We start from the raw sequence: 21,118 nt of genomic DNA, 5'->3' as shown, positions 1-21,118 counted from the left end.
CGGCTCGCACCGGTAGCGCTTTTGCGCCCAATCTTCACAGTCTCTAGGCGCACCAGAGGCCCGTCTGGTTATCCCGTCTCGTCATAAGGCAACCCTCAAAAAAATAACGAATTTTTCAATTGTCGTACAATCATGGTAAGGCTACCACGCCGGCGAAGCAGCACCACAATAAGGTGCGGCTTACTGGGGGCGATGCGTAAAAACGTGTCGTGCATAGGGGAGGGTTCTATGAACATATTTGTTATCGGTTCGCATCGCCGCGGGAATGCCATGGTTGCGATGCGTGCTGGCGTATCCGCAGCGGCACTGATCGCTGCCGGTTTCAGCGGAAATGCCTGGGCCCAGGCTGAGACTCAGGCCATATCGCCTGACACAACCCAAGCGGCGGCACCCGAGCACGCCCCTGGCGATCCGGCGGCTGATCAAACGGGCGGCGATATCGTTGTTACCGGTCGCCGCGCCGCGCTCGAAGCTGCCGACGAACGCAAGCGTCGCAGCGAGACGATCGTCGATTCGGTTGTCGCCGACGATGCGGGCAAGTTGCCTGACAATTCGATTACCGAAGTCCTGCAGCGCGTTTCGGGCGTGTCGATCGTGCGTTTCGCCGCGCTCGGCGATCCCGATCACTATTCGGTTCAGGGTTCCGGCGTGCAGGTGCGCGGCCTGACCGGCGTCGCATCGCGCCTGAACGGCCGCGAAATCTTCAGCGCGAACAACGGCCGCGCGATCCTGTGGAGCGACGTGACGCCCGAACTGATGTCGGCGGTCGACGTCTACAAGGCATCGACGGCGGACCTGATCGAGGGCGGCACCGGCGGGCAGATCGATCTGCGCACCAAGCTCCCGTTCGATTTCAACGGCAAGTTCCACGTTTCGGGCACCGGCGAGCTCGCGCTCGGCGACATGGCGAACAAGGCCGATCCGTCGGGGTCGGTGCTGGTCACCGATTCGTTCGAGACGCCGATCGGCCGGATCGGCCTGCTTGGCGACGTCGCGTTCAGCCAGTTCAGTTCGCTGTCGCAGTTCCTCCGCGTCAGCCCGTATTTCAAGACGACGCTGAGCGACGGCAGCAGCAAATATGTCCCGAGCGGCTTCGCGTATGGCGACGAGGCGTTCCAGTACAAGCGCTACGGCATCTACGGTGCGGCGCAGTGGCAGCCGGCCGAGTCGTTGACCTTCACCGGCAGCTTCTTCCAGTCGCGCTACAAGAGCCAGTCGAGCGACTACGGCACGCAGCTCGATTCGCAGACGCTGGCGGTCGATCCGGCCAGCAGCAGTTTCGACAGCAACGGCCTGCTGACGAAGACGAACGCGCTGTTCAATCGCGACACGGGCACGTTCGCGCCGACCGGCGGTGCGGTCAACAGCAGCGGCAACAAGGGCTTCGTCCAAAGCAACACGCGGACGCGCGATTACTCGCTGTCGTTCGCTTGGGCGCCGGTCGACAGCCATTTGTCGCTGAAGGGCTCGCTGCAGCGCGTCGATTCACGCCAGATCTATGATCGCATCGACATCTTCCGGGACATCGGCTTCGGACAAAGCTTCGGCATGGACCTGACGGGCGATCTGCCCCAGATCAGCGTCAATCCGGCGACGCAGGCATCGTTTGCCGATCCTGCGAATTATCTCTGGACGGCCTCTATGCCGCACAACGAACGGAACAAGGGGCGTCTCGACGCCGGGCAGCTCGATGCCGAATACACGTTCGACAACAGCTTCTTCCGGTCGATCAAGGTCGGCGGCCGCTACGCCAAGCGCACCGAGCGCGATCTGGCGAACGGCTATAACTGGACAGCGCTCGGCCGTGGCTGGAATGGCGATCCGCAGCTGACGTACGCCAATGCGGCACCGGGCGACGTCGCCAGCCACGCGTTCAAGGACTTCTTCCGCGGCGAAACTACGCTGCCGGGCAATTTGATGTTTGCGTCGGAGGACTTGGCGTCGCGGTTCAACGTCAACCGCACCGGACTGGTGACGGCGCCTCCCGCCGGCTTCTGCACCGGCCGCGAGTTCGACTGTTCCGCCTCGGGGCCTCTGCCGGTCACCGGCTATGGTGGCCAGTTCAATCCTGATGGCACCTTGGCGATCCGGCCGGTCGGTTTCGTCCTGCCGGGCGACCAGGTCGAGAACCGCACCAAGAATACCGCGGGCTACGCACTGGTGCGCTTCGGCCCAGAGGAGGGCGCGCGCGGCATCTCGGGCAATGTCGGCGTGCGGGTCGTTCACATCGAGAACGAAGGCAGCGGTTTCATCCAGCAGAACGGCGGAACGGTCTTCATCCGCAACGGCGTCCAGCAGACGCTGGCGAACACCTTCCTCGCGCGCGGCGGCAAGGCCGACTTCACGCGCGTCCTGCCGTCGATCAATCTCGAATTTTCGCCGACGGACAAGATCAAGCTCCGCGGCGGGTACAATATCACGATGGATCTGCCGACCTTCAACGCGTTGCGAGCCTCCGGTTCGGTCGGCGTAGCAACGACCGCCAGCCAGACTCCGGGCGGGTTCGGGACGTTCAACAACTTCACCGCGGACACCGGCAATCCGTTGCTCAAGCCGACGCTGTCGAACAATTTCGACGTTTCGCTCGAGTATTACGGTCGCGCGGGGACGTCGTTCCACGTCGCACCGTTCTTCAAGCGGCTGACCAACCTGCCGATCTACGCGCTGACCACCCGGCAGGTGACGGTCCAGTTCACCGACGGCACGACGGAGAACGTCTCGGCGTCCGCCACCGACTACAGCAACTCGACCAAGGCGGCGACCGTCAAGGGCGTCGAGGTCGGCGGTCGTTTCTTCTTCGACATGCTGCCCGGCGCGCTTGCCGGGATCGGCTTCGAGGGCAACTACACGTTCATCAAGAGCAGCAATCCGGGCGACGCCTATCGCGATATCACCGGTACCGTCAGGAACGATGCGCCGCTGGTCGGGCTGTCGAAGCATAATTTGAACGCGACGTTGCTCTACGAGCGCAATCCGATCTCGCTGCGCATCGCTTATTCGTGGCGCTCGCGGTACCTGCTGTCGACGAACAGCAACGGGACGAACGGCACGTACACCTACTACAGTGCGCCGGGTGTCGTCAGCAATCAGGACGGCGGCGCCGATGCCACAACGCAGATCGCGCTGCCGATCTATGGCGGCAACTACGGGTCGATCGATGCCGGTATTCGCTTCAAGGTGAACGACCAGTTCTCGTTCGGCGTGCAGGGCACCAACCTGACCGCGTCCACCCAGCGCACGCTGATGGGCGGCTATCCCGGTGGCGAACTGGTTGGCCGGAGCTGGTTCCAGGCCGATCGCCGGATCAGCACTGGTATCAACCTCGCCTTCTGACGATGATGCATCGCCGGTCGACACGCGGTCGGCCGGCGATCGAGCGGAGGGCGCGATGCGCAAGCGAATCCTGATCGTCGGCGGCGGTACCGCCGGGTGGCTGACCGCCGGCTATCTGGCCAAGCGTCTCGGTGCCGACCTTGCGGGCGGGGTCTCGATCACGCTCGTCGAGTCGCGCGATATCGGCATTCTCGGGGTGGGCGAGGGGACGTTCCCGACCATTCGGCGGACCTTGGCGACGATCGGTATCGACGAGGCCGAACTGGTCCGTCGCTGCGGTGCGACGTTCAAGCAGGGGGCGAAATTCGTCCATTGGCGCCATGAGCCCGGCCAAAGTCGCACCGATCATTACCTGCATCCCTTCCAGATCGCGGATGCGAGCGACGGGCTGGATCTGCTGCCCTATTGGTTGCTCGGCTATGGCGGTCCAGACAATTGGGACGAGGTTTCCAACCCGCAGAAGAAAGCCGCGGACCAGATGCGGGCGCCGAAACTGGCGAGCAACCCGGATTACGTCGGGCCGCTCAACTACGCGTTCCATTTCGATGCGGTGGCGCTCGCCGGGCTGCTGCGCGAGCAGGGCGTGAAGAACGGCGTGCGGCACCTGACCGATACCGTCACCGAAGTGCTGCTCGATGCGGATGGCGCAATCGGCGGGGTTCGGACCGAGCAAAACGGTCTGCTCGACGCTGATCTCTACATCGATTGCACGGGATTTCGCGCCGAGCTGATCGGCAAGGCGATGAAGATACCATACCGATCGTGTCGCGACGTGCTGTTTTGCAACCGCGCGATCACCGCACAGCTGCCCTATGCGCGGCGGGACGCGCCGATAGCCTCGTACACCATCTCGACCGCGCAGGAATCTGGTTGGATCTGGGATATCGGGCTCGATCGCCGGCGCGGCATCGGTCACGTTTATTCGTCGGATCATAGCGACGACGAGACCGCCGAACGGGTGTTGCGCGGCTATCTGGGCGCCGGCGGCGACGAGGCCGACGTGCGCCATTTCAAGTTCGATGCGGGCTACCGCGAGGTCAACTGGTACAAGAACTGCGTCGCGGTAGGGCTGTCGAGCGGGTTCTTCGAGCCTCTCGAGGCGACCGGGATCGCGTTTGCCGAGGTGTCGGCGGGAATGATCGCCAACCTGTTCCCCTGGGGCGGCGATTACGAGACGTCCGCGCGGCAGTTCAACGCCAACATGCTGCGCCGCTATGAGCGTGCGCTCGATTTCATCAAGCTGCATTACTGCATCTCGGAACGTCGCGACACGGCGTTCTGGCGCGACAACGTGGCGGATTCGTCGGTCCCGGACAGCCTGCTCGAACTGCTCGACCGCTGGCGGTTCCGACCGCCCAACGAGCTCGACATCGACGGGCAGGTCGACATCTTCACCGACGCGAGCTGGCAATATGTCTTGTACGGGATGGGCTGGAAGACCGACCTGAGCGCGAAGGCTGGGGCGTTGCGCTATCCCGACGATGCGCGGCGCGCGTTCGCCGAGGTGCAGCGGCAGGCGCAGTATGCGATCGCCAACCTGCCGTCGAACCGTGCGCTGGTCGATTATGCGCAGACGCATCGTTTCGGCGCGCGGGCACCGGCATGACCGATACGCCGGCGGCGCGCATCACCAAGGTCGTGATCGTCGGTGGCGGGACCGCCGGGTGGATGACCGCCGCAGCATTGTCGCGCCTGGTCGCGACCGGTGTCGCGGTGACGCTGGTCGAATCCGAGGACATCGGCACGGTCGGGGTCGGCGAGGCGACGATCCCGTCGCTGCGCGATTACAACCGGATGCTCGGGATCGACGAGGACGCGCTCGTCCGCGCGACCGGCGGGACGTTCAAGCTGGGGATCGAATTTCGCGACTGGCGGTGGCTGGGCGATTCCTATCTGCATCCGTTCGGTACGCATGGCCGCGATATCGAGGGCGTCTCGTTCCATCAGCTGTGGTTGCGGCAGGCGAACCTGGGCGGCGATCCGGGCCCGATCGGCGATTATTGCCTGTCCGCTGTCGCTGCGCGGAAAGGGCGGTTCACGCGCCCGGCGAGCAATCCGCAATCGGTGCTGTCGACACTGTCCTATGCGTTTCATTTCGACGCCGCGCTGTACGCGAAGTTTCTGCGCGGAATGGCCGAAGAAGCGGGCGTCGTGCGCGTCGAGGGACGCGTAGCGGCGGTCGACCGCGATGCCGAGTCGGGCTTCATCACCGGTTTGCGGCTCGACGGCGATCGCCGCATCGACGGCGAGCTGTTCATCGACTGTAGCGGGTTCCGGTCGTTGCTGCTCGGCGATGCGCTAGGGGTGCCGTTCACAAGCTGGCAGCATTGGTTGCCGTGCGATCGCGCCTGGGCGGTGCCGAGCGAGCGACAGGGGACGCTGACGCCGTACACCCGCGCCACCGCCGAGACGGCCGGCTGGCGGTGGCGGATCCCACTCCAGCACCGCGTCGGCAACGGCCATGTCTATGCCAGCGACCATGTCGACGACGACGACGCGCTGCGCGCGCTGCTCGCCGGGCTGGACGGCAAGCCATTGGCGGAGCCGCGCCAGTTGCGGTTCATCGCTGGTCGCCGCGAGCGGTTGTGGGAAAAGAACTGCGTCGCGATCGGACTGTCCGGCGGGTTCCTGGAACCGCTCGAATCGACCAGCATCCATTTGATCCAGTCGGGTATCACGCGGCTGATGGCGCTGTTTCCGGACCGCGGGTTCGGCGGTGTCGAGATCGCCGAATATAACCGCGTGATGCTGCGCGAATATGCACAGATCCGCGATTTCATCATCCTCCACTACCACGCGACAGAGCGGTCGGATTCGACGTTCTGGAACCACTGCCGGACGATGACGATCCCGGATACGCTGCAAGCCAAGCTCGATCTCTGGTCGGGCAAGGCACGAACCTTCCGCGAACAGGGCGAACTGTTCACGCCCGATGGCTGGATCGCGGTGCTGCTCGGACAGGGGGTGCGCCCGGTGTCGACCGATCCGCTGGTCGCCGCGCTGCCACCCGAAGAATCCGCGCGGTTCATGGACCATGTTCGCGACATGATCGGCAAGACCGCCGACGCGATGCCGACGCACGAGCAGTTCATCGCGCAGCATTGCGCGGCGGCGATCGCGCCATGATCCGCATCGCCGTCCGCCGTCGCGGCTTTCATTGGCTCCCGGCGGCGCTGCTGATCATGGTGTCCGCGCCGGGCTGGAGCCGGTCGCCGGAAGCCGTTCCCTATCGCTGGACCAACGTGACGGTTGGAGCGGGCGGCTACGCGCCGAACATCGTGTTCAGCGAGGTCGAGCGCGGGCTCGCCTATCTGCGGACGGACATGGGCGGCGCGTACCGGTGGGACGACGCGACGCGGCGCTGGTCGGCGTTGCAGGATGGCACCGCGACGTCGAGCTATATGGGGATCGAGAGCATCGCGCCCGATCCCCGCAATGCCGACATCGTCTACATGGCGGCAGGCGTGAGCGCGCGCCAGCCCGCGGCGATCCTGCGGTCGACCGACCGCGGGCGTTCGTGGCGGACTACCCCCGTGCCGTTCGCGATGGGTGGCAACGAGGACGGCCGGGGCATGGGCGAACGGCTCGCGGTCGATCCCAACCAGACCCAGACGCTGTTCTTCGGATCGCGCCATGACGGCCTGTGGCGCAGCAGCGATGCGGGCGCGACCTGGGCGAAGGTGGCCAGTTTTCCGGTCGCGGGGCTCGGTAAACCGGCTTCGCGGACAACGCATGGCGGCGTCTCGTTCGTGGCGATCGACCCGACGAGCGGCCGTTCGGGCGGGCGTCCGGGCGGAGGTTCGCGCAGGCTATGGGCGGGCGTAGCGGATCCCGGCGCGGCCACTCTCTACCGCTCCGACGACGCCGGACTGACGTGGCATGCGGCGGAGGGGCCGCGGCTGTTCGCCGGGAAGGGCGTTATTGATCGCCGCGGCGTGCTGTGGGTCGGCTATGCGAGCGGTCTGGGACCGAGCGGAATCGCGACGGGGGCGGTATGGCGCTACGGCCCCGACGGGCGCGGGCGCGACGTCACCCCCGCCGCGTGGCGCGCGACCGGTGCGGAAGGCGCGTTTCTCGGCGTTGCGGTATCGAGACGTCAGACCGGGACCGTCGCGGTCAGCTCGGTCGATCGCTATCGCCACGGTGACTCGGTGTGGATCAGCCACGACGACGGCCGCAGCTGGGACGATCTCGGTCCGCGCAGCCGCCGCGACGTCTCGGCGACGCCGTTCCTGCTGCACGAGGGCAAGGGCGCGGATTTCGGGCACTGGATCTCGGGGCTGGCGATCGACCCGTTCGATCCCGCGCGGATCACCTATACGACCGGGGCGACCGTCTATGCGGCGCGGAATGCGACCAATCCAGGCACGATCAACTGGGCGCCCTGGGTTCGCGGCATCGAGCAGACCGCGATCATCACGCTCGTGTCGCCGACCGGTGGCGCACCGCTGATCTCGGGCTTCGGCGATCTGGCGGGGTTCGTCCACGACGATCTTGACCGGTCGCCGCAGCCGACCTTCATCAACCCGTACATGTCGAACACGAACGCGCTCGACTATGCCGGGATGGCGCCGAACGTCATCGTCCGCAGCGGCAGCCTGTATCTCGACCGACCGCGCGATGGCTCGCTGGGGCGCTCGGAAGATGGCGGCCGGAGCTGGACGATGGTGACCGTGCCGCCGATGGGCACGCCCGCCCGACGCGAGGACCTGAACGGCGATTGGCCGATCACGGTATCGGCGGATGGTGCGACGATGGTGGTCGCGACGCCGATCCCGCAAGTGACGCGAGACCGCGGCCGCAGTTGGACGCCGGTGCGCGGGCTGCCAGGCAAGACGCGGGCGGTCGCCGACAAGCGCGACCCACGGATCTTCTATGCGGTCGATGTCGAGCGCGGCCGGGTGCTGCTGTCGCGCGATGCCGCCGCCAGTTTCGCGCCCGTCGCCGGCCACGGTCTGCCCGCGCAGCTTCGGGCGATTGGCCGGCAGGGCCGCGAAGCACAGAGCGCGCTGCTTGCTGTGCCGGGGCACGCTGGAGCGCTGAGGCTGCAGGCGGGCGACCGCCTGTTCCGCAGCATCGACTATGGCAGCAGTTTCGTCCCTGCCAGCGAGGCGCTTCGCGTCGAACTCTATGGCCTCGGTAAGGACGCGGTCTTCGCGGTCGGTACGCGTGACGGCGTGCGCGGGGTCTGGCGCTCGGTCGACGACGGCCAGAGCTGGTCGCGGATCGACGATGACGATCATCGCTGGGGTGGCCGTTACCGCGTCGTCTCCGGCGATCCGCGGCGCGAGGGCCGCGTCTATCTCGGCACGGACGGGCGCGGCCTGTTCTACGGCGACCCCAAGGAGGTTCAATGATCCGGCGACTTCTCGTTCTCGCGGCGCTCGGCGTCGCGCATCCCGTCCTTGCGCAAACGACGGCGGGGCAGGCCACGGCGGTCCCGCACATCGAGACGCGCAACGGCCGGCATGCGCTGATCGTCGATGGTGCGCCGTTCACGATGCTGGGCGGGCAGGTCAACAATTCGAGCAACTATCCCGACGCGCTCAAGACCGCGTGGCCGGTGCTCGACCGGATCGGCGCCAACACCGTCGAGGTGCCGATCGCCTGGCAGCAGGTCGAGCCGCGCGAGGGACAGTTCGACCTGTCGTTCCTCCAGGCGCTGCTCGATCAGGCGCGGGGGCATGACAAGCGGGTGGTGCTGCTGTGGTTCGGCACGTGGAAGAATACTGGTCTCGCCTATACGCCCGACTGGGTGAAGCTCGACAACCGGCGCTTCCCGCGGATGAAGATGCGCGACGGCAGCGATCACGGCGTGCTCAGCGCGCACGGTAAGGCGACGCTCGACGCCGACCGCCGCGCGTTCGTCAAGGTGATGGAGTATCTGCGCGACCATGATCGCCAGAACACCGTGATCCTGGTCCAGCCCGAGAACGAGACCGGCAGCTATCGCAATCCGCGCGACTATTCGGCGACCGGCAACGCGTTGTTCGCGCAACCCATTCCCGCCGCGCTCGCCCGCGCGACCGGCAAGCGCGGCACCTGGGCGCAGGCGTTCGGCGCGCAGGCCGATCGCGCGTTCAACAGCTGGTACGTCGCCGCCTATGTCGACGCGATCGCGGCGGCGGGCAAGGCGGTCAAGCCGTTGCCGATGTACGTCAACGCCAGCCTGTCGGGACCGTCGAACGTGCCCGATCCGGACGGCGTCGCGAGCGGCGGGCCGCAGCAGGACGTGCTCGACATCTGGAAGGCGGCGGCACCGCATATCGATTTCCAGGCGCCCGATATCTACGATCGCGACGCCGGCAACGTCGTCCAGTATCTCGACAAATACGCCCGGCCCGACAACGCGCTGATGGTGCCGGAGATCGGCAACGCGCGCGACTTCCACCGCTTCATCTACCCGGCGATGGGACGTGGCGCGATCGGCTATTCGCCGTTCGGGCTCGATGACACCGGCTATTTCAACTACCCGCTCGGCGCGCGCGATCTAGACGAGAAGACGCTCGAACCGCTCGCGCTCGCCTATCGGATGTTCGGCTCGATCATGCGCGACTGGGCGCGGATCGCGTTCGAACGGCCGACCTGGGGCGCCGCCAAGCCCAACAACGGCGCGGCGGTCTCGACCAGGATGGGCGGCTGGAAGGTCAGCGCGAGCTGGGGTGAATGGCAGTTCGGGATGAAGGACTGGACTTGGCTCAAGTCTGATCCCGCGCCCTGGGCGAACGAACCGATCGGCGGCGTCGCGGTCGCGCAGCTGTCCGCCGACGAGTTCCTGCTGGTCGGCGATCATGTCCGCGTGAACATCGACGGCGCCGACGGCAAGCCCGGCGGCATGGTGGTGCGCGTCGAGGAAGGCGGCTTCCAGAACGGGCGCTGGGTGATGGCGCGCGTGTGGAACGGCGACCAGACCGACTATGGTCTCAATCTGCTCGACCGGCCGCAGGTGCTCAAGGTGACGATGGGCCATTACCGCTGAGCGACCGCACACAACCGTCGGCAAGCGGCCTTTGCATGACGAGAATTTCATTTAGGGTAGCGATACCAGTCGGCGGGTCTACCGTCGAAGGAGAGGACAAGCATATGCGACCGATATCTTCCGTGCCGACGAGCGCGTTTCGTTCACGCCGCGTCGGAGGGCTGCTCTCGCTGGGGGCGCTGCTGATCTCGACCGCGGCCTGGGCCGATCCGATCGCGACAGTCGAGCGCAACGGCAGCTTCGTATCTGTCGAGGCATATGCGCCGAACATCGTCCGCGTAACGATCTCGACCGATCGCGCCGAGGCCACCGCAGCACCGGGACCGGGACCGAATGCGAAGCCCGACGCGGCGGGATGGGCACGGCGTAGCGACGCCGGCGCCGACGTCTTCACCTCGTCCGCGCTGGCGCTGACCGTCGAGGCGCAGCCTTGGCCCAAGGCGCCGAGCCAGATGGAACGCTATTTCGCGCCGTCGCTGCCGCCCGTCGCGGTAACGGTCCGCGGCGCCGACGGCACATTGCTGACCCGCATGACCGGCTGGGAAATGGCGCCGCACACGGTCAACGACGAGAAGACGTTCCGCGTCGGTGCACAGTTCGCGGCGTCCACCGACGAGCATTATTACGGGCTCGGCCAGAACCAGGAGGGCGTGCTCGACCTGCGCGGCAGGACGATCGATTGCCGGCACAATTACGATGCGCCCGCGGGCGAGACGGTCTGCGTGCCGTTCATGGTGACGAACAAGGGCTATGGTATCGTCTGGGACAATCCGTCGCAGACCACCGTGTCGCCCGGCCTCCACGGCTCGACGCACTGGCAGTCGAACGTCGGCGAGCGCGTGTCGTTCTTCGTGATCTCGGGCAAGACCACCGACGAGCTCTACGCCGGCTATGCGCGGCTCACCGGTGCCACACCGTTGCCGCCCAAGGCGGCGTTCGGGTTGTTGCAGAGCAAGGCGCGCTACGAGACGCAGGCCGAGCTGCTGGGGGTCGCCGAGGGCTATCGCCGCCGTGGCCTGCCGCTCGATGCGATGGTGCTCGACTGGTTCCATTGGACCCGGATGGGCCAGATGGACATCGACCACACCTATTTCCCCGACCCCAAGGGCATGAACGCCAAGCTGAAGGCGATGGGGATGCACTCGATCATCAGCGTGTGGCCGCGCTACGAGCCCGAATCGCGCTATTTCGACATGCTGTCGAACAAGGGCTGGCTGCTCCACGAGAAGGACGGCAGCGTCGTCAACGGGCTGCCGATCCGCTCGGACCGGACCGGCGGGCTGATCGACACGACCAACCCCGATGCGCGCGCCTGGTATTGGGACCGGATCCGCGACAACATCGTCTCGCAGGGGTTCGACTGGATCTGGCTCGACGAGACCGAGCCCGACCTCGTCCCTGACGGTCATTATTTCTCGATCGGGTCGGGCGATCGTTATCACAACGTCTTCCCGCTGCTGCACACGACCAGCGTCGCGGAAGGATCGGCGCGCGATCGCCCGACGATGCGCAACCTGATCCTCGCGCGCGCCGCCTATCTGGGGGCCCAGCGCAACGGCGCGCTGTTCTGGTCGTCGGACATCCAGTCGACCTGGGAAGCGCTCAAGCGGCAGGTGCCGACCGGGCTCGATTTCACCGCGACCGGCATTCCCTATTGGGGCAGCGATATCGGCGGCTGGCAATGGCCGAACGGGCCCAAGGCCGAACGCCCGGTGCTGGTCGATCCCGCCGGCGCGACCGCGATGGCGCCGGGCTATACCGACTATCCCGAGCTGTTCGTGCGCTGGTTCGGGTACAGCGTGTTCACCCCGACGCTGCGTATCCATGGCCAGCGTCCCGGCACCGCGCTGTGGGAATACGGGACGGCGGCGGAACCGCTGCTCGCCGATTTCCTGCGGCTCCGCTATACGCTGATGCCGTATATCTACGCGCTCGGCCGGCAGACCTACGAGAGCAACGCGCCGATGATGCGCGCGCTGTTCATGGATTTCCCGAACGATCCCAAGGTCGCGAATATGGGCGACGAATACATGTTCGGGTCGGCGTTCCTGGTGGCGCCGGTCACCGATCAGGGCGTGACGCACCGCTCGGTCTATCTGCCTGCGGGCGCGGACTGGTATGATTACTGGACCAACGCGCGGCACAGCGGCGGGCAGACGATCGACGCCGCCGCGCCGATCTCGCGGGTTCCGCTGTTCGTGCGGGCGGGCTCGATCATCCCGATGGGCGTCCAGGTGCCGAGCACCGCGACTGCGCAGAAACTGTCGGAAATTCGCGTCTATCCGGGCGCGGACAGCAATTTCACGCTCTACGACGATGACGGCGTCACCAACGCCTATCGTGATAGCAAGGGGAAGGGCGGCGGGACCAAGGCCGCGCTGCACTGGGACGACCGCGCCGGGCGGTTGACTGCATCGGGGCCGCTGCCGACCGGGCAGGCGGTGGCCGGGCTGGTCAAGATCGTCGGCCGGCCATGATCGGCGCGCGCGGTCTTCGCACGCTCGCGCTGTCGCTTGCGGCGGTGTCGAGCGCCGCGTTCGCGCAGGTCGACGTACCCGGCGATCCCTATGCCAGCGATCCGGTCGGGATCGTCGCCGATCCGTGTCCGTCGCATCCCAAGCCTAGCGATGGTGCGGGTTGGCAGATGTGGAAGCGCCACATGCTGACGCGCGATTTCGGGCAGCTGTGCCGGTACCAGGCGCAGAACCGCGAGGTTCTGGCGTCGGCCAAACCGGTCCGCGTGGTGTTCATGGGGGATTCGATCACCGACAACTGGATCGGCGCGGATCGCGACCTGTTCACCGACGGGCTCGTCGACCGCGGGATCGGCGGGCAGACCACCGCGCAGATGCTGGTCCGCTTCCGACAGGACGTGATCGCGCTCAAGCCGCGTGCGGTCCACATCATGGCCGCGACCAACGACATCGCCGGCAACACCGGCGCGGCGACGATGGCGACCGTGCAGGGCCATATCGAAACGATGGCCGAACTCGCGCGCGCGCACGGCATCAAGGTGATCCTCGCATCGGTCCCCCCCGCGGCGGCGTTTCCGTGGAGCCCCGACAAACGCCCGGTCCCGCAGGTCCGCGCGCTGAACGCGTGGCTGCAAGCCTATGCGCGCCGCAACGGCTTCGTCTTCGTCGACTATTATGCCGCGCTGGCGACCAAGGACGGCGCGATGAAGCCGGGGCTCGCCAGCGACGGCGTCCATCCGACGCCTGCGGGCTATGCGGTGATGCGTCCGCTCGCGCTCGCCGCGGTCCGTACCTCGATCGGCGGGCGATGAGCATGGCGCTCGACCGACGCGGCGTGCTGGCGGGGCTCGCCGCGATCGGCCCGGCGACGCACGCGCTGGCGCAAAGCCCGATGGGGCTCGCGCGCGGGCCGGTGAAGCCGACCTGGGAGTCGCTGGTCGATCACTATCGCTATCCCGACTGGTTTCGCGATGCGAAGCTCGGGTTGTGGTCGCATTGGGGGCCGCAGTCGGTACCCGAACAGGGCGACTGGTACGGCCGGTTCCTCTACATGCAGGGCCATCCGGTCTACGAGCATCACCTGAAGACCTACGGTCACCCGACGAAGACGGGCATGCTGGACATCCTCGACCGCTGGACCGCGGCGCGCTGGGATCCGGACGCGCTGATCGACCGGTACAAGCGCGCTGGTGCGAAGTATTTCGTGTCGCTCGCCTGCCATCACGACAATCTCGACTGCTACGACAGCCGGTATCATGCGTGGAACGCGCTGCGGGTCGGGCCGAAGCGCGACATCGTCGGCACCTGGGCGGGCGCGGCCCGGCGCGCCGGGCTGAAGTTCGGCGTCTCCAACCACGCTGCGCACAGCTGGCACTGGTACCAGACCGCCTATGGCTACGACCCCGAAGGCGCGCTGAAGGGGCAGCGCTACGACGCGTTCACGCGCCGCGCGAGCGACGGGCGCGGGACATGGTGGGACGGGCTCGATCCACAGCAGCTGTACACCGGCGCGCACGCGGTGCTCCCCGCCGGGATCGACACGATCGCGGCGATGAACGCGTGGCACGACGCGCATGACGGGCAATGGGTCGAGACCGGGCCGCCGGGGCATCCGGGCTACGCCGCGAAGTGGCTGTTGCGCCAGGCAGACCTCGTCGAGAAATACCGGCCGGACTTCTGCTATTTCGACGATTACGGCCTGCCGTTCGGTCCGATCGGGCTGCAGGCGGCGGCGGATTACTACAACCGCTCGATCGCCTGGCACGGCAAGATCGACGTGGTCCTGACGGGCAAGATGCTCAAGCCCAACGAGCGGTTCGGAATCGTCCAGGATGTCGAACGCGGGTTTACGGATCACCTGTGGGACGAGCCGTGGCAGACCGATACCTGCATCGGCGACTGGTTCTACAACGTCGCGCGATTGAACGACAAAAGCTACAAGACCGCCGAACAGGTCATCCAGCGGCTCGCCGACGTGGTGTCGAAGAACGGCAATCTGCTGCTCTCGATCCCGCAGCCCGGCGACGGCTCGATCGACGGCGAGGAGGAGCGCATCCTCGACGGCATGGCGGCGTGGATGGCGATCAACGACGCGGCGATCTTCGGTTCGCGGCCTTGGCGGATCTATGGCGAAGGACCGTCGAAGGTTCAGGAAGGGATGCAGAACGAGGGCAGTGCGGGCCAGTTCACGTCGCGCGACATCCGCTTCACCACCAACAAGGGCGCCTTGTACGCGCTCGTCCTCGGCAAACCCGAAGGCTCCGTGTCGATTGCCGCGCTCGGCAGCGGTCGGTTGAAGGGGGCGATCGAGCGCGTGACCTTGCTTGGCGGCGGGACGTGCGCGCACCGCCAGGATCGCGCCGGGCTTCACGTCGACCTGACGCGCGGCCATAGCCCGTTCGTGCCGGTCCTGCGGATCGAGGGTCGTGGTCTGACCGGACTGGCTTAGTTGAGCAACCGATTGCGCTACCACTACGGTAGCTAGAAGACAGAAGACGGCGGGGGAGTTGGATATGCGGTGGGCACTCATGGCGGCGGTCGCGGTCGTTGCATCGCCGTCGGGCGTCTCGGCCGAACCCGCCGAGCTTAAGCGGACCGTCAGCATCGATGTCGCCAAGGCTGCGGCACCGGTCGACCGCTCGTTCGATCTGTCGGTCGGGTCCGACTTTCCCGGGACGCTGATCCGCAGCGACAGCCAGGCGCAGTTGAAGACCGCGGTCGACGAACTCGGCTTCCGCTATATCCGCTTCCACGACATCTTCCACGATGTGCTCGGCACGGTGCGCAAGACCGATGACAGGATCGTCTACGACTGGACTAAAATCGACCAATTGTACGACGCGCTGCTCGCCAAGCATATCCGGCCGTTCGTCGAACTGGGCTTCACGCCCAGCGCGATGCGGACGTCGGAGCAGACGATCTTCTACTGGAAAGGGAACACGTCGCACCCCGATCCGAAACTGTGGCGCAACCTGATCGACGCGTATGTCCGTCACGTCCGCCAGCGCTATGGCAACGAAGAAGTGCGGCGCTGGTATTTCGAGGTCTGGAACGAGCCCAATCTCGCGGGCTTCTGGGAGAAGGCGGACCAGCAGGCGTATTTCGATCTCTATGCCAATACCGCCCGGACCATCAAGGCGATCGATCCCGCGTTGCGGGTCGGCGGGCCGTCGACCGCGGGCGCCGCCTGGGTGCCCGAGCTCCTGAAGTTCACCAAGCGGACCAACGTGCCGATCGATTTCGTCACGACGCACACCTACGGCGTCGATGGCGGCTTTCTCGACGAGGACGGCAAGCAGGATACCAAGCTTTCGCCGTCGCCCGACGCGGTCATCGGCGACGTGCGCAACGTCCGCGCGCAGATCGAGGCGTCGGCCTATCCCGGCCTGCCGCTGTTCTTCACCGAGTGGAGCACGAGCTACACGCCGCGCGATTTCGTCCACGACAGCTATATCAGCGCGCCGTACATCCTGACCAAGCTCAAGCAGTCGCAGGGCTATGCGCAGGGCATGAGCTACTGGACCTACACCGACCTGTTCGAGGAGCCCGGACCGCCGCCGACGCCGTTCCATGGCGGCTTCGGACTGATGAACCGCGAGGGAATCCGCAAGCCCGCGTGGTTCGCGTATAAATACCTGCATGCGCTGCAGGGCCGGACGATACCGGTGACCGACGACCATGTCATGGCCGCCGCCGATGGTCGCCGGATCGCCGCGCTGGTCTGGGACTGGCAGCAGCCGGTCCAGTCGGTCAGCAACAAGCCGTTCTACACGCGTCTGGTCCCGGCTACCGCGGGCAAGCCGATTGCCTTCCGCTTCGCGCATGTTCCGGCCGGCACCTATCGGCTGGTGGTGCGCAAGACCGGCTATCGGCGCAACGATCCGCTCTCGCTGTACATCGACATGGGGATGCCCAAGGCGCTCGACACCGCGCAGCTCGGTCGTCTCCAACAGGCGACCGCGGATCTGCCCGAGCAGGACAAGGTGGTGAAGATCGACGCGCGCGGCAGCGCGTTTGTCGCAATACCTATGCGCAGCAACGACGTCGTGCTGGTGACGCTGGAGCCGGTCGTCCGTGATGCGCGGGCTGGACGATGACCGGTCAATACCGGACCTGAGAAAAGTGCCTGTGATTTTTTCCGATGCACGCTCGCAAAGAGCATCATGGCGGGCGCCAGGGTGTCGCGTGCCACGGCGGGACCTTGCCCGACCCCGACCACTTTCGAGGTTCCCTAGCACCGCTTAGCGGTAGTCTGTCGCAGGTGGCCGTTTCAGCGTGCTGCCGATCTACTGGATTGGACGTCTGAGCCTCGATCGGCGGCAAGGTATAGGCTCGGCGACGTGACGGGAGCGAGCACGGCGCAGGAGCGTCCCTTTAGCTTTGCATCGTACAGCGCCCTGTCCGCCTCGAGCAGCAGGGTCGAGAAGTCCGACTGAGCATCCGATTTTATCGCGATGCCGACGCTCGCACCGACCGTCACCGCGGTTTCGTTCAACAAGAATGACGTGCTGGACAGCGTGTCGATGAGACGCTGTCCGGTTTGACGAGCGGTGGCAGCGTCCGTCTCGTCGGCCAGAATGACAAATTCGTCGCCTCCCATCCGGGCGACGACGTCCGTTGCAGGGGTCACCTGTCTAATCAGGTCGCTGACTTCGACGAGAAGTTGATCGCCCGCCGCGTGGCCGAGCCTGTCGTTGATCGCTTTGAAGCCGTCGAGGTCGATGTAGAAGAGCGTGGCGCCCGTAGCCGTGCCTGCGCGGCGAGCAACGACTTCCTCGAGACCCGCACGGTTCAACAAGCCTGTCAGGGTATCGTGCCGCGCGCGACGTCCGTTCTCGCGCTCGGACCGCATGGTCTGGACCAGCATGGCGTTCAGACGATAGGCGGCATGCGTCATGGCATAGATGTACATCGGAATCTGGAATGCCGTCGCGAGCATGATCAGTTCGCCGGATATGACCCCGGCGATGGCGCACGGCCCGAGGCTAAGAAGGATCATGGTCGTCACGAGCCGAGGGGCCGCAAAGTTCCGAAATGCCACGCCACCCGTCATCGCCGCTGCGGAGAGGACGACGAGCGTTGCGGCGAGCCAGTCACCGCTCAGCACGGTAATGAAGCACCCATAACCTACCGAGGCAGCCCAACATACCGCAGCCAATATGTACAGGTCGATATGCGCGCGGCCTCCGCTCTTCGCGGCGCGGGTTCCTTTGATGAGCAGCGGCAGGCGCAATGCCGCCAAGCCGACCTCCAGCACTGCCCAGAGAAGGAACGCGGGTTTGGGAAGGCGAGTAGCCACGATCGAGGAGACCAGAATGGTGTTGAACACCCCGCCCAGAAAGATCGGGAGTGATCCATACAACCCCTGAACAAGGGACGGGCGGATTTCAGCCGGAACTTCACCAACACACTCGACCAGCCAGCGCGTGACAGCCCAACGCGGCAGCACGCCATCACCATGCGGCATCAACATCACTCCCTGGGGCTCCCCCCAGGAGCGCATCGCATGGATGCCGTTTTGGTGTTAAATTTCAGTCAATTCGACAGGTTAAGCGGCCCGCTGGGCACCCTGCATCGTTGGAACGACTGAGATGAAGGAACGGCCGAACCGGGCAAACGGCACGTCGCGGCTTATGGCTGGTGCCCCGCGGCATCGGGAAGGGCAACATCGGCGAAATGGTGCCGGATATAGTCCAGCTTGGGATCGATGTAGCGGCGACAGAACGGCCTGCCTGGATCATTTTGATAGTAGTTTTGGTAGCGTGCTTCAGAGGGTCTGAAACCGACGAACTGAAGAACCAGCGTCCGGGGACCGTTGCCCGACTCTGTGGCAAACCGTGCGATCGTCCGTGCGGCTGTCTCGCGCTGCTCCGCATCAACGACGTAGATCGCACTTCGATACCTCCCGCCGGGAGAGTAGGTCCCGTTCGCCGAATGGGTCCTGAGATGGACTTCGGCGAGCGTCGCCAGGCTTATGGCCGTGGGATCGAAGCTCACGAGCACGCCCTCCGCCCATGTGTCCCAAGGGGCCTCGGATTGGATAAATCCCTGATCCACCTGATAAACGCCTTTGAGCGCCTGAAACACGCCCTCGGTGCACCAATGGCACCCGCCACCAAAGCCGATCTTTTCCATTGCCAACCTTCCGCATCCCTCAGCGCCGGCGTTTTCGTGACCCGCGCTGGCGTCTTCAATCCCAGTCAGTCGCCGGCACCGTTCAGCAACACGCGCAGCCGCTCGGCATCGTCTGGCGAAGCGGGGTTGTATATGATCATGCCAAGTTCCGGTCGTCCTTCAACGGCGAACGACGAGAACTCCATCGCGAGCAGTCCCGCATCCGGGTGATGGATGCGCTTCACCCCGTCGCCATGGGCAACCACGTCGTTGTCCTCCCACATCGCCGCGAACTCCGGGCTGAGCCGGGACAGTTCGGTGACCAGCTTCGTGACCTCGACGCTGGTGCTGGCACCCGTGCGGGCCACATCGGCGCGAAAGGCACCCACCACGAAACGGGCGATGCTGTCGAAGTCGGCGTTGCGCGCACGGACATGGTCGCTGCCGAACATCAGCCGCAGGATGTTGCGTCCCTCCCGCGGCAGCTTGGCATAGTCGGTCAGCAGCACCGCGGCCGCTCGGTTCCAGCCCACCACGTCCCACATCGCCGTCTTGATGATCGCCGGGCTCAGCACCATCCCGTCGAGCACGCGCTGGAGCCGCGGGGTGATCCCTTCGACAGGCTGGTAGCGTGCCTCCGGCGGACGTCCGAGGCCGAGCATGTAGATGTGCTCGCGCTCCGGTTCGGTGAGCATCAATCCTCTCGCGATGCGATCGAGGACGTCGGCCGATGGCGCGCCGCCGCGGCCCTGCTCGAGCCAGGTGTACCAGGTCGGGCTGATGTTCGCGCGGCTCGCCACCTCCTCGCGGCGCAAACCGGGCGTGCGGCGCCGTCCGCCCGCAAACCCGAACGCCGCAGGGTCGAGCCGGGTACGCCGATCGCGCAGATAGGTCCCGAGCGGATTGGGTACGTCGCTTGCCATAATCGATCCTGTTGAAGCTTATACCACGATAAGCTCACTACTTTAACACGTAATCGAGGCGGTGAATATGGTCGCCAGGCAACAAGGAGATTTTCCATGCGTGTTTTTGTGACCGGTGCGACCGGCTTTATCGGCTCTCACGTCATCCCCGAGCTGCTCGGCCGCGGCCATCACGTGCTCGGGCTCACGCGGTCCGACGCCGGTGCCCAGCAGCTCGAGCGGGCTGGCGTCGAAGTTCATCGTGGCGACCTGGAACGGCCGGAGACGCTCGCCAGTGGCGTGGCTGCGGCCGACGCGGTCATCCACTGCGCGTTCGACCACAACTTCGAAGCCTTCCTCGCGAATACAGCGAAGGACGAACGCAACATCATGGCGATGGGCGATGCGCTGGCGGGGACAGACAAGCCGATCCTGATCACCTCGGGGATCGGCATCGGCACGCCGCGGAACGGCGGTCCTGCGACCGAGGACGTACTCAACCCGCTCCACGCCAATCCGCGTATCGTCACCGAGCTCGCCGCCGCGGCGCTGATCGCCCGGCGCATCGACGTACGCACCATTCGGCTGCCACAGGTGCACGACACCACCAAGGCCGGGTTGATCACGCCGCTGATCGCGGAGGCACGTCGTGCCGGAGCGATGGCGTATTTGGGCGAGGGCGCCACGCGCTGGGCCGCCGCGCACGTCAGCGATGTCGCCAAGCTCTACGTTCTGGCGCTCGAACGCGGCGAGCCAGGCGCGAGATACCACGCTTCGGCAGAGGAGGGCGTCGATGCGCGCACCATCGCCGAGGCGATTGGCAAAGGGACCGGACTGCCGGTCCGCTCAGTCAGGAACGACGAGGTCGAGCATTACTTCGGCTGGATGGCGCCCTTTGCCGCACTCGATATGATCGCATCGAGTAATTGGACGCAGGCGCGGCTGGGGTGGAAGCCCACCGGTCCCGATCTGCTCAGCGATCTTGCCGCGATGGACTATTCCGTCCCCTTAGCCGCGTGATCGGCTACCGTTGCATGCCGACTGATGGCAACGTCAGCTGGCGTGCAACGGACTGCCTGCCTCCGACGCCAGTCGAATCGTCTTCGGAGTTCGGCGCGGTATCCGATGTCGCGATTGATCCGCGCCAAAACGAGTTGGGGGCAGGGGCGGCGTGATTGTCTGCTACTGGGTCGGCGCCTCTGCCGGGGCCTCGCCTCTCCGCCCCTGGTGACGACCGCCAATGCGGGCTTGAAGCCTCGCTCAGAAGTGCGTTGAAGGTTTCCGCCTGACTTTATACTGGCATCGCATCAGGTACT

Annotated in this window: 13 protein-coding genes; 10 read left to right on the top strand and 3 right to left on the bottom strand. The window is 65.7% G+C overall.

The features are described 5' to 3' along the window. Window positions 1-228 precede the first annotated feature (228 nt). The 9 genes from ASF09_RS07420 (at window position 229) to ASF09_RS07380 (ending at window position 16,883) form a co-directional block, all read left to right on the top strand. The gene (locus ASF09_RS07420; protein WP_060525573.1) at window positions 229-3,333 is read left to right on the top strand and encodes a TonB-dependent receptor; all 3,105 of its coding nucleotides are present in this window, start codon (window positions 229-231) and stop codon (window positions 3,331-3,333) included. Between the two features lie 55 nt (window positions 3,334-3,388). After that, window positions 3,389-4,939 carry a tryptophan halogenase family protein gene (locus ASF09_RS07415; RefSeq protein WP_060525572.1) on the top strand — a complete coding sequence of 517 codons (1,551 nt, stop codon included), beginning with the start codon at window positions 3,389-3,391 and terminating at the stop codon, window positions 4,937-4,939. Next, a complete protein-coding gene (locus ASF09_RS07410; protein ID WP_060525571.1) occupies window positions 4,936-6,459 on the top strand; it encodes a tryptophan halogenase family protein in 1,524 nt (507 codons plus the stop codon). The genes ASF09_RS07415 and ASF09_RS07410 overlap by 4 nt, the downstream gene beginning before the upstream one ends. After that, window positions 6,456-8,690 carry a hypothetical protein gene (locus ASF09_RS07405; RefSeq protein ID WP_060525742.1) on the top strand — a complete coding sequence of 745 codons (2,235 nt, stop codon included), beginning with the start codon at window positions 6,456-6,458 and terminating at the stop codon, window positions 8,688-8,690. The genes ASF09_RS07410 and ASF09_RS07405 overlap by 4 nt, the downstream gene beginning before the upstream one ends. Next, complete coding sequence (locus ASF09_RS07400; protein WP_082444132.1) at window positions 8,687-10,312, top strand: DUF5597 domain-containing protein; 1,626 nt, start codon at window positions 8,687-8,689, stop codon at window positions 10,310-10,312. Before ASF09_RS07405 ends, ASF09_RS07400 begins: the two co-directional genes overlap by 4 nt. A gap of 104 nt (window positions 10,313-10,416) precedes the next feature. Next, window positions 10,417-12,789, top strand: coding sequence for a glycoside hydrolase family 31 protein (locus tag ASF09_RS07395; protein ID WP_060525570.1), 2,373 nt, complete (start codon window positions 10,417-10,419; stop codon window positions 12,787-12,789). After that, the gene (locus ASF09_RS07390) at window positions 12,786-13,598 is read left to right on the top strand and encodes an SGNH/GDSL hydrolase family protein (protein WP_060525569.1); all 813 of its coding nucleotides are present in this window, start codon (window positions 12,786-12,788) and stop codon (window positions 13,596-13,598) included. The genes ASF09_RS07395 and ASF09_RS07390 overlap by 4 nt, the downstream gene beginning before the upstream one ends. Before the next feature lie 2 nt (window positions 13,599-13,600). Next, window positions 13,601-15,235 (top strand): alpha-L-fucosidase, encoded by a 1,635-nt coding sequence (locus ASF09_RS07385; protein ID WP_060525568.1) that lies wholly within the window; start codon window positions 13,601-13,603, stop codon window positions 15,233-15,235. Window positions 15,236-15,299: 64 nt separating this feature from the next. Continuing rightward, a complete protein-coding gene (locus tag ASF09_RS07380) occupies window positions 15,300-16,883 on the top strand; it encodes a GH39 family glycosyl hydrolase (RefSeq protein ID WP_060525567.1) in 1,584 nt (527 codons plus the stop codon). 173 nt (window positions 16,884-17,056) lie between these two features. Here the strand turns inward: ASF09_RS07380 and ASF09_RS07375 are convergent, their stop codons facing one another. The 3 genes from ASF09_RS07375 to ASF09_RS07365 form a co-directional block, all read right to left on the bottom strand. Next, the gene (locus ASF09_RS07375) at window positions 17,057-18,253 is read right to left on the bottom strand and encodes a GGDEF domain-containing protein (RefSeq protein ID WP_082444172.1); all 1,197 of its coding nucleotides are present in this window, start codon (window positions 18,251-18,253) and stop codon (window positions 17,057-17,059) included. A 164-nt stretch (window positions 18,254-18,417) separates the two neighbouring features. Then, complete coding sequence (locus ASF09_RS07370) at window positions 18,418-18,921, bottom strand: peptide-methionine (S)-S-oxide reductase (RefSeq protein WP_060525566.1); 504 nt, start codon at window positions 18,919-18,921, stop codon at window positions 18,418-18,420. Between the two features lie 65 nt (window positions 18,922-18,986). Continuing rightward, the gene (locus tag ASF09_RS07365; RefSeq protein WP_060525565.1) at window positions 18,987-19,823 is read right to left on the bottom strand and encodes a helix-turn-helix transcriptional regulator; all 837 of its coding nucleotides are present in this window, start codon (window positions 19,821-19,823) and stop codon (window positions 18,987-18,989) included. 96 nt (window positions 19,824-19,919) lie between these two features. Here ASF09_RS07365 and ASF09_RS07360 point away from each other — a divergent pair, with 96 nt between their 5' ends. Beyond that, window positions 19,920-20,822, top strand: a complete 903-nt coding sequence (locus tag ASF09_RS07360; RefSeq protein ID WP_060525564.1) for an SDR family oxidoreductase — start codon at window positions 19,920-19,922, stop codon at window positions 20,820-20,822. The last annotated feature ends 296 nt before the right edge of the window (window positions 20,823-21,118 follow it).

The organism is Sphingomonas sp. Leaf242, from assembly GCF_001422045.1.
Classification (GTDB): Bacteria; Pseudomonadota; Alphaproteobacteria; order Sphingomonadales; family Sphingomonadaceae; genus Sphingomonas.
This window is presented reverse-complemented; position numbering and strand designations above follow the sequence as displayed.

Excerpts from the sequence above, each read along its gene's own strand:
- ASF09_RS07375 (WP_082444172.1), bottom strand. The coding sequence starts at position 18,253 with ATGCCGCATGGTGATGGCGTGCTGCCGCGTTGGGCTGTCACGCGCTGG.
- ASF09_RS07400 (WP_082444132.1), top strand. The coding sequence starts at position 8,687 with ATGATCCGGCGACTTCTCGTTCTCGCGGCGCTCGGCGTCGCGCATCCC.
- ASF09_RS07405 (WP_060525742.1), top strand. The coding sequence starts at position 6,456 with ATGATCCGCATCGCCGTCCGCCGTCGCGGCTTTCATTGGCTCCCGGCG.
- ASF09_RS07395 (WP_060525570.1), top strand. The coding sequence starts at position 10,417 with ATGCGACCGATATCTTCCGTGCCGACGAGCGCGTTTCGTTCACGCCGC.
- ASF09_RS07410 (WP_060525571.1), top strand. The coding sequence starts at position 4,936 with ATGACCGATACGCCGGCGGCGCGCATCACCAAGGTCGTGATCGTCGGT.
- ASF09_RS07370 (WP_060525566.1), bottom strand. The coding sequence starts at position 18,921 with ATGGAAAAGATCGGCTTTGGTGGCGGGTGCCATTGGTGCACCGAGGGC.
- ASF09_RS07365 (WP_060525565.1), bottom strand. The coding sequence starts at position 19,823 with ATGGCAAGCGACGTACCCAATCCGCTCGGGACCTATCTGCGCGATCGG.
- ASF09_RS07385 (WP_060525568.1), top strand. The coding sequence starts at position 13,601 with ATGGCGCTCGACCGACGCGGCGTGCTGGCGGGGCTCGCCGCGATCGGC.
- ASF09_RS07390 (WP_060525569.1), top strand. The coding sequence starts at position 12,786 with ATGATCGGCGCGCGCGGTCTTCGCACGCTCGCGCTGTCGCTTGCGGCG.
- ASF09_RS07420 (WP_060525573.1), top strand. The coding sequence starts at position 229 with ATGAACATATTTGTTATCGGTTCGCATCGCCGCGGGAATGCCATGGTT.
- ASF09_RS07380 (WP_060525567.1), top strand. The coding sequence starts at position 15,300 with ATGCGGTGGGCACTCATGGCGGCGGTCGCGGTCGTTGCATCGCCGTCG.
- ASF09_RS07360 (WP_060525564.1), top strand. The coding sequence starts at position 19,920 with ATGCGTGTTTTTGTGACCGGTGCGACCGGCTTTATCGGCTCTCACGTC.
- ASF09_RS07415 (WP_060525572.1), top strand. The coding sequence starts at position 3,389 with ATGCGCAAGCGAATCCTGATCGTCGGCGGCGGTACCGCCGGGTGGCTG.